The 8,308-nt window shown below is 68.5% G+C and carries 8 protein-coding genes and 2 pseudogenes; all 10 read left to right on the forward strand.

The features are described from left to right. Positions 1-244, forward strand: a pseudogene (locus AC2W7M_RS14720) (hypothetical protein); the annotation flags it as partial. Beyond that, complete coding sequence (locus tag AC2W7M_RS14725; RefSeq protein ID WP_486133003.1) at positions 208-384, forward strand: substrate-binding domain-containing protein; 177 nt, start codon at positions 208-210, stop codon at positions 382-384. The pseudogene AC2W7M_RS14720 and the gene AC2W7M_RS14725, both read left to right, overlap by 37 nt. A 283-nt stretch (positions 385-667) precedes the next feature. After that, positions 668-2,188, forward strand: coding sequence for an FAD-binding oxidoreductase (locus tag AC2W7M_RS14730; RefSeq protein ID WP_486133004.1), 1,521 nt, complete (start codon positions 668-670; stop codon positions 2,186-2,188). A 39-nt stretch (positions 2,189-2,227) separates the two neighbouring features. Beyond that, a pseudogene (locus AC2W7M_RS14735) lies at positions 2,228-2,896 on the forward strand (FGGY family carbohydrate kinase); the annotation flags it as partial. Between the two features lie 35 nt (positions 2,897-2,931). After that, positions 2,932-3,738 carry an FGGY-family carbohydrate kinase gene (locus AC2W7M_RS14740; RefSeq protein WP_486133005.1) on the forward strand — a complete coding sequence of 269 codons (807 nt, stop codon included), beginning with the start codon at positions 2,932-2,934 and terminating at the stop codon, positions 3,736-3,738. A gap of 29 nt (positions 3,739-3,767) precedes the next feature. Further along, positions 3,768-4,880, forward strand: coding sequence for an ABC transporter ATP-binding protein (locus AC2W7M_RS14745; RefSeq protein ID WP_486133006.1), 1,113 nt, complete (start codon positions 3,768-3,770; stop codon positions 4,878-4,880). Positions 4,881-4,914: 34 nt separating this feature from the next. Beyond that, positions 4,915-5,460: an extracellular solute-binding protein gene (locus AC2W7M_RS14750; protein ID WP_486133007.1), complete on the forward strand. Its 546-nt coding sequence runs from the start codon at positions 4,915-4,917 to the stop codon at positions 5,458-5,460. Continuing rightward, entirely contained in the window at positions 5,373-6,239 is an 867-nt protein-coding gene (locus AC2W7M_RS14755) for an ABC transporter substrate-binding protein (protein WP_486133010.1), read from the forward strand. Before AC2W7M_RS14750 ends, AC2W7M_RS14755 begins: the two co-directional genes overlap by 88 nt. A 189-nt stretch (positions 6,240-6,428) precedes the next feature. Continuing rightward, positions 6,429-7,289 carry a carbohydrate ABC transporter permease gene (locus tag AC2W7M_RS14760; RefSeq protein ID WP_486133008.1) on the forward strand — a complete coding sequence of 287 codons (861 nt, stop codon included), beginning with the start codon at positions 6,429-6,431 and terminating at the stop codon, positions 7,287-7,289. 4 nt (positions 7,290-7,293) lie between these two features. Then, a partial coding sequence (locus tag AC2W7M_RS14765; protein ID WP_486133009.1) for a carbohydrate ABC transporter permease occupies positions 7,294-8,308 on the forward strand: 1,015 nt, incomplete at its 3' end.

The raw sequence follows: 8,308 nt of genomic DNA on the forward strand, positions 1-8,308 counted from the left end.
GGGCATCGCCTTCGACCCGGCGCTGGTGGCGACCGCCGGCTACACTGCCGAGGGCGGTGCCCGCGCCATGGCGGAGCTTTTGCCGCAGCGGCCCACGGCGGTGCTGGCGGCCACCCTGGTCTCCGCCGCCGGCGCCATGTCGGTGCTGCACGCGGCGGCTGGCGCATCCCGCAGGACATCTCGGTCGCCGGGCTGCATGACGCGCCGGTGGCCAGCCTGCTCTATCCCAGCCTCACCACGGTGATGATGCCCACCGAGGAGATGGGCCGCGTCGCCGTCTCGCTCCTGGTGCGCCGCCTGGCGGGAGAGCACCCCGACCCGGTGCCGCCGCTGCCGCCCGGCGATCTCATCCCCCGCGCCTCGACGGGGCCGGCGCCGGTGTAGGACGCAGCGGCTGGCTTCTGGCTGCCATATCCACCTCCCGCGCCGCTTGTTTGGTGGAGAACCCTCTCCCTGAGGGAGAGGGCGCCAGGTTCGGGCGCGCGGATGCCTTGCGCACCGGAGGCAGCGGGGAGTCCTTGCCGGGCGAAGGCCCCGCCGTTCGCGTCCCGCGCCGCCTCCCAACATTCCCGCTTGACGGCTCCCGCGGGGTCTGACAGCTTTGAACAAACGATTGCTCAAGAAGAACGAGGGAGCACGCCACCATCGGTTCCCGCAGCGCGGGGCCATGGTCGCGCGCCTCTTCCTGCAAGAGGTGCCCATGACCGGCCTGACCATCGCCGCCGCCAAGACCTCCGACGAAGTGGATGCCGACCTTGCCGCCGCGCTCGCGGCCATCGTCGGTGACCCCAACGTCCTGAGCGAGTTCGACGCGCGGCGCGCTTATGCCCATGACCGGCTGCCGTTCGCGAACTTCCGCGAGCGCTTCGGCAAGCTCACCGGCGTGGTGCCGCGCCTCGTGGTGCGGCCGGGTTCGGACGCCGAGGTGGCGGCCATCGTCAAGCTGGCGAATGCGCGCAAGGTGGAGCTGATCCCGTTCGGCAACGGGTCCGGCGTGCTCGGCGGCGCCATCCCGCTGCACCGCGAAGTGATGGTGGACCTGCGGCGCCTCGATCGGATTGTGTCCATCAACCCGCAGGACGCCATGGTCACGGTCCAGGCGGGCATGAACGGCATCCAATTCGAGAATGCGCTCAACGCGGAAGGCTTCACCACCGGCCACCTGCCGCAATCGATCGAGATCTCCACCGTGGGCGGCTGGGCCGCCTGCCGCGGCGGCGGCCAGGCCTCCAGCCGCTACGGCAAGATCGAGGACATCGTCATCGGCCTCAAGGCGGTGCTGCCGGACGGCACGCCGCTGGAGATCCGCCCCGTGGCGCGGCGCTCGGTCGGCCCCTCCGTCCGCGACCTTCTGGTGGGCGGGGAAGGGGCCTTCGGCATCATCACCGAGCTGACGCTACGCCTGTGGCGCCTGCCGGCCGAGGAGCGCGGCGTGGTGGTGGCACTGCCCTCGCTGGAGGCGGCCTGGGAGGCGGCGCGGCGCATCATGCAGGCGGAGCTGCGCCCCACCGTGGTGCGCATCTACGACGAAGCGGAGAGCCGCGAGCGCACCGAGGGGCTCGACCCGTTCAAGGCCAAGCCCATCCTCGCCATCCTGGTGTTCTCCGGCGCCGAGCCGGTGCTGGGCGCGGAGCAGGCCGCGGCGCTCGACATCGTCGCCAGCGTCGGCGGCGAGGTGGCCCCCGATGGTCCCTTCCGCCACTGGAAGGAAAACCGCTATGTGGCCTATTCCCAGAAGTGGCAGGCGGCGGGCTATTACAACGACACGGTGGAGGTGACCGGCAACTGGTCCGCCATCCCCGGCATGTACGCCGCCATGAGCGCGGCGGTGCGGGCGATCTATCCGAAGATCCATTTCGGCGCCCACTGGTCGCACGTCTATCCCGAGGGCGCGTGCCAGTACATGACCATCCGCCTGCCGCCCATGGACGAGGCCGAGGCGCTGGCGCTGCATTCCAGGCTCTGGGAGGCGCTGCAGTCGCTCACGTTGGAGCACGGCGGCTCCATCGCCCACCATCATGGCGTCGGCCTGTTCCGCAATCCCTGGATCGAGAAGGAGCTGGGCGCGGGCCTTGGCGTGATCCAGAAGATCAAGGACGCGCTCGACCCCGACAACCTCATGAATCCCGGCAAGCTCGGCCTGCGCGGCGCCGCTGGCGCGGTGGACCTGCGCCGGGGAGAGGTGTGAGATGACGCAGCCGACAGGCCGAGGCGGGAGGCGCCCATCGTGAGAGCCGACCTCCTCATCGGCATCGACCTCGGCGCCGGCGCGCTGAAGACCAGCATCATCCGCATCGACGGGACGCTGGCGGGCGAGGCGTCGGCGCCGGTCGCGACCTCCGCGCCCCATCCCGGCTGGAGCGAGCAGGACCCCGCCGACTGGTGGCGCGCCATGTGCGAGACGCTCCCCGTGCGCTCGCGCAGGCCGGCGGCGACGCCGCGCGGGTCGCCGTCGTCTCTCTCCGCCGGCGCCCACACGCAGGTGCTGGAGGACAAGGACGGGCGCGTCATCCGCCCCGCAATCCTGTGGAACGACCAACGCGCGGGGGCGGAGACCGCGGTCCTGCGCGAGACGGCGGACGCGCGCATCCTTGAGATCGGCGCCAACCGCGCCAACCCCACCTGGACCCTGCCGCAGATGCTCTGGCTCGCACGCCACGAGCCTGAAGCCTTCGCCCGGGTCAGGCGGCTCTATGTCGCCAAGGACTGGCTGCGCGCGCGCCTCACGGGCACCTTCGAGACCGACTTCATCGACGCGGTCGGCACCCTCATGGCGGACGTCACCACCGGCGGCTGGTCGCGGGAATTGTGCGGCATGATCGGCTGGCCGATGGAGACTCTGCCGCCCATCGTCCCCACCACCGCCGTGGTCGGCGGCGTCACTGCCGAAGCGGCGCGGGCGACCGGGCTAAAGGAAGGCACGCCGGTGGTATGCGGTACTTCCGACACGGCCGCGGAGACCTACGGCGCCGGCATGATCGGCGAGGGCCTCGGCGTGGTGAAGCTCGCCACCGCCGCCACCGTGAGTGTGCTCACGACCGCGCCGCACCCCGACTTCACCGTCATCAACTATCCCATGTGGTGCCGGACCACTGGTACGTCATCGCCGCCACCAATTCCTGCGCCTCGGCGCACAAATGGCTGCGCGACACCTTCTTCCGCCGCGACGGCGAGGACGGTTCGGCCGTGTTCTCCGCCATGGACGCCGCCGCCGCCGCCGTGGCGCCGGGGTCGGAGGGGCTGTTCTTCCACCCCTATCTCAACGGCGAGCGCTCGCCCCACTGGGACCCGCTGCTGCGCGCCGATTATGTGGGCATGGGCTTCAACCACGGCCCCGGCCACTTCGTGCGCGCGCTCTATGAGGGCATCGCCTATTCGCTCAAGGACTGCATGCTGGCGCTGAATGCCAAGGGGCTCACCTTCTCCACCGCGCGCCTCACCGGCGGTGGGGCGAAGAGCGCGCTGTGGCGGCAGATCGTGGCCGACGTGCTGAACGTCGAGGTGGAACTGCCGGCGGTGGCGGAGGCCTCGTTCGGCGCGGCCCTGATCGCCGGGGTGGGCGTCGGCGTCTATCCAGACGCGCGCGCGGCGGTCGGCGCCATCGACATCGTCTGGCGCACCGCGCCCGATCCCGACCGGGCGGCGCTCTATGCGCGCGGCCACCCGATCTATGCCGACACGCAGAAGGCGCTCGCGCCCATCAACCACCGCATCCACGATTTCGTCCGCGGCCGCTGAGGAAGCGGCAGGGAGCACGGCAGGAGAAGATGGCTCAGGTCACACTGAACAAGGTCCGCAAGGCCTACGGCTCCGTCGTGGCGGTCCATGGGGTGGATCTCCACATCCGGGACGGCGAATTCGTCGTCTTCCTGGGGCCGTCCGGCTGCGGCAAGTCCACCACGCTGCGCATGATCGCCGGGCTGGAGGAGATCACCTCCGGCACGATCGAGATCGGCGCGCGCGACGTGACGCGCCTCGAGCCCAAGGACCGGAACATTGCCATGGTGTTCCAGAACTACGCGCTCTACCCGCACAAGACGATCTACGAGAACCTCGCCTTCGGCTTGCGCATGCGCAAGATGGACAAAGGCGAGATCGACCGCCGGGTGAAGGCGGCCTCCGCCATGCTCGGCCTCGACCCGTATCTGGAGCGCAAGCCCAAGCAGCTCTCCGGCGGCCAGATGCAGCGCGTGGCGCTCGGCCGCGCTTTGGTGCGCGAGCCCGAGGTGTTCCTGCTCGACGAGCCGCTCTCCAACCTCGACGCCAAGCTGCGCGTGCGCATGCGCGAGGAGATTGCGCGGCTGCACCAGGAGGTGGGCACCTCCATGGTCTATGTGACCCACGACCAGGTGGAGGCGATGACGCTCGCCGACCGCATCGTCATCATGCGCGACGGCCATGTCCAGCAGGTGGGCCGCCCGCTGGAGGTCTATGACCGGCCGCAAAACCTCTTCGTCGCCGGCTTCATCGGCGCCCCCGAGATGAACCTCGTGGAAGGGCGCGCCGAAAGCGGGCGGTTCGTTGCCGACGGCCTCGCGCTCGATCTGCCGCCGGGGATCGCCGCGAGCGAGGGCACCGCGCTGGTGGTCGGCGTGCGGCCTGAGCACATGCCGGCCGGCGCGGCGCCCGGCGCGCTGGCGCTGGAGGTGAGCGTGATCGAGCAATTGGGCGCGCAGACGCTCCTCATCGGCCGCATCGGCGGCACGCGCATGCGCGTGCTGGTGGAGCGCACGGACGCGGTGCGCGCCGGATCGGTGGTGCCGGTCTCGCTCGCACCTGAGCGCATGCACGTGTTCAACGCCAAGACCGGCATGCGCATCGAACCCGGGAGCGCGGCGCCGGCGCGCGACCGGCGGCCTGAAGGTGAAATGGAAGAGTAGACGTCAGAACAAATACATAAGGGAGGATCGACACATGGACGAGACGGACCACAAGCGCGGCCTCAGCCGCCGCTCGGTGCTGAAGGCCGCCGGCGCGCTCGCCGGCGGCGTGATGGCGGGGGGCCTTGCCGCGCCCGCGGTGCATGCCCAGGGCACCAAGACCATCCGCTTCCTCAATACGGAGACCTCCATCGACAGCATCCGCGCGCTGAAGGTGGCGGCGGCCGAATACGAGAAGCAGTTCGGCACCAAGGTGGTGATCGATTCCGTGCCGCTCGACGGGGCGTTCACCAAGGTGACGACCTCGCTGCGCGGCGGCACGCCCTACGACATCGCCACCTTCGCCTTCGTCGGCCACGTGCTGATCCTCGCCAGCGAGGGGCACCTGGTGCCGCTCAACGAGCTGACCGACAAGTACAAGTGGGGACCGAACATCCTCTTCCCATCGATGGGAAGGTCTATTGGTATCCCTACGACTACAACCTCGCCTGGATCTACTACCGCAAGGATCTGTACGAAAAGAACAAGCTTGAGGTGCCGAAGACCTGGGCGCAGTTCCTCAAGAACGCCCAGACGCTGAACGGCGACGGCCGGTCCGGCGCGCTCTATCCCATCGGCTCGAACGGCGCCGCCAACTGGCTCTCGCCTGGCTTCATGTGGGCCGAGGGCGCCAAGATCTTCGACGACAAGTGGAACATCGTGTTCGACAGCGCCGAGATCGGCCCCAAGGTCGCCGCCTATCTCGACTTCTTCGGCGAGCTGTACAAGACCATGCCGTCGGGCGCGAGCCAGGCGAGCTTCGGCGAGGTGCTGTCGAACTTCACCTCCGACAAGGTGGCGCACACCGCTTATGCGGGCCGCCTGATCGAGGGCCTGGAGCGCAACAACCCGAAGCTCGCCGACCAGTACGGCATCATGCCCTACATGGATTCCACCGGGAAGCACCAGGCCGTGAACCACGGCTATGACGGCTGGGTGGTGCTGAAGACGCCGCAGTCGGACGAGGCCATGAAGTTCATGCGCTGGTTCACCGAAAACCAGTTCATCAACTTCCTCCACACCGCCCCGCTGCACTTCCAGCCGCCGCGGCTCGACGTCTATGACGATGCCCGCTGGCGCGCGCACCCCCTGATCGAGAAGCACAATGCGGCGGTGGAGGAGATGCGGCGGTTCCTGACCGACAAGAACATCATCCTCACCTCCATCGACACCCAGGGCCCGGCGCCCAACCTCAAGCCGGGCAAGATCTTCGAGGCCTTCGTGTTCCCGGAGATGCTGCAGAACAAGTGCCTGAAGGGCATGGCCTCCGCCGAGTGCGTGAAGGTGGCGGCGGACCGCATGCGCCAGGTGATCGCGTAACGGTGCCAGGCGCGCACCCGTCATCCCCCGGCTTGTCCGGGGGATCCACCCTGCGGCCGGGCCGGCGATTGGGCTGCGGCGGCAGGGCGGCGGTCTGGTGGATGCCCCGGATAAACCGGGGCATGACGGCGTGGAGGATCAATCTCTTACGCTGAAGCATCGACGCAAACGCATCCCAAGGACATCGCCTTGAGCTCACGCGCCACCATCTATTCCTTCCTAGGCATCGGTCTTGCCGCGACGCTGCTTTTGATCGTGGCGCCGGTGGCCTATGCCATCTCGCTGAGCTTCTACCGGATGGACAGCTTCGTCGGCACGCCGCAATGGGCGGGGCTCGACAATTATGCCCGCGTGCTCTCGGACTGGACCTTCTGGCGCGCGCTCATTAACGGCTTCGTCTATTCGCTCGGCACCATCGTGCTGCAGGTGGGGCTGGGCATCGGCTTCGCTCTGGTGCTGAACCAGGTCTTCCCCTTCCGCAACATCGTGCGCGGCCTCTCGATCCTGCCCTATCTTTTGCCCACCGTGGTGGTGGTGCTCACCTTCAAGTGGATGGTGGACGGCTCCATCGGCGTGCTCACCGCGGTTATCGCCGCGCTCGGCCTGCCGCCGGTGAGCTGGTTCGAGAGCCCGGCCGCGGCCATGACCTCGGTGATCCTGGTGAGCGTGTGGATGTGGACGCCGTTCGTCACCACCACCTTCCTCGCCGCGCTCCAGACCGTGCCGGCCTCGCTCTACGAGGCGGCGAAGGTGGACGGCACCAATGCGGTGCAGCGCTTCTTCCACATCACTTTGCCGATGCTGAAGCCGATCCTCACCGTCATCGTGCTGCTGCGCGCGGTGTGGATGTTCAACAAGTTCGACGTGATCTGGCTGCTCACCCAGGGCGGCCCCGTGGGGGCGACCGAGCATCTCGCCATCCTCTCCTACAAGACCGCCTTCTCGCTGTTCGATATCGGCGGCGGCGCGGCCATCGCCACCATCTCGTTCCTCATCCTCTCGGTGGCGGTGTTCATCTATTTCCGCCTGTTCCCCCTCGATACGGAGTGAGCCCATGTCGTCCGCGCTCGCCCCCCGCTCGCTCGCCTCGCGCCTCGCCCTCTATGCGGCCGCGCTCGTGATCTCGGTCTATTCCGCCTTCCCGATCTACTGGATGGTGATCTCCTCCGTGCGACCGCCGCAGGAGCTGATCTCCAGCACCTCCTTGGTGCCCGGTGCGGTGACCTGGGAATATTACTGGAACCTCTTGGAGCTGACCGACTATCCCGCCCAGTTCCTGAACTCGGTGATCGTCGCGGCGGTGACGGTGGCGGTCACCATGGTGCTCTCGGTGATGATCGCCTATGCGGTCACGCGCCACCGTGTGCCGGGCAAGAAGCTGATCGTCGGGGCGATGCTCTATGCCTACATGTTCCCGCCGCTGCTGATCGCCATCCCCATGTTCACGGTGTTCGCGCGCATGGGCCTCGGCGACACGCTTCTGAGCGTCATCGTCTCGCACCTGACGCTCACCCTGCCGCTCGGCGTGTGGTTCCTGTGGGGCTTCTTCAAGTCGATGCCGTTCGAGCTGGAGGAGGCCGCCATGGTGGACGGCTGCACCCGGCTTGGCGCCTTCCTGCGGGTGGTGCTGCCGCTCTCGCTGCCGGGGCTCATCACGGTGGCGATCTTCTCGTTCCTCCTGTCGTGGACCGACTACACCTTCGCCCTCATCATGATCGGCTCGGACGCCAACAAGACCGTGCCGGTGGGGCTCGCCTCCATGATCGGCTCGTTCGACCTGCGCTGGGGCGAGATCATGGCTGGCTCCACCCTCATCGCGCTGCCGCTGTTCGGCGCCTTCGCGCTGCTCAGCCAGTATTTCATCCAGGGCCTCGCGCGCGCGCGTGAAGGGCTGAGGGAGACCATCATGACCTTGCGCGCCTTCGGCGGACCCTCCCTCTATGTGCAGGGGCCCGGCGCTCTCGCCGATCTCGGCCCGCGCGTCGCCGCGCTCGGCGCCCGCCCCGTTCGTGGTGGCCGACGCTGTGGTGGCCGAGCTCCTGGGTCCGCGCCTCGCCGACGATCTGGGC

The sequence above is a fragment of the Xanthobacter sp. BG11Y11_SDJG genome (genome assembly GCF_057364445.1).